Raw genomic sequence first — 704 nt, forward strand, 5'->3', positions numbered from 1 at the left:
ACAATGATTCTGCTACTTGGAAGAATGGGTTAATGTTCCTACCCTTCAAAAACGTAGTGCGTCTAATAGGGTTTTTAAACTCAATCATAACAGGTCTAATTTCCTTGATTCTCTTACCCCTAGGTGCTAGGACATCCCCTTCTTTGATAACAGTTGATAAGATGTCCATATACAATTGTGTTGGCTTGCTACCCGAGAATTCACTGGCCGTCGTTTTACAACGTCGTGACTGGGAAAACCCTGGCGTTACCCAACTTAATCGCCTTGCAGCACATCCTCTAGACGCCAGCTGGCGTAATAGCGAAGAGGCCCGCACCGATCGCCCTTCCCAACAGTTGCGCAGCCTGAATGGCGAATGGCGCCTGATGCGGTATTTTCTCCTTACGCATCTGTGCGGTATTTCACACCGCATATGGTGCACTCTCAGTACAATCTGCTCTGATGCCGCATAGTTAAGCCAGCCCCGACACCCGCCAACACCCGCTGACGCGCCCTGACGGGCTTGTCTGCTCCCGGCATCCGCTTACAGACAAGCTGTGACCGTCTCCGGGAGCTGCATGTGTCAGAGGTTTTCACCGTCATCACCGAAACGCGCGAGACGAAAGGGCCTCGTGATACGCCTATTTTTATAGGTTAATGTCATGATAATAATGGTTTCTTAGACGTCAGGTGGCACTTTTCGGGGAAATGTGCGCGGAACCCCT

Annotated in this window: 1 pseudogene; it reads left to right on the top strand. The window is 50.6% G+C overall.

Annotated features, from left to right (window positions below):
- Positions 1-161 precede the first annotated feature (161 nt).
- Positions 162-362, top strand: a pseudogene (locus tag P3G66_RS31820) (hypothetical protein); the annotation flags it as partial.
- Between the last annotated feature and the right edge of the window lie 342 nt (positions 363-704).

This window comes from Rhodococcus sp. C3V (assembly GCF_029269915.1).
Lineage (GTDB): Bacteria > Actinomycetota > Actinomycetes > Mycobacteriales > Mycobacteriaceae > Rhodococcus_F > Rhodococcus_F qingshengii.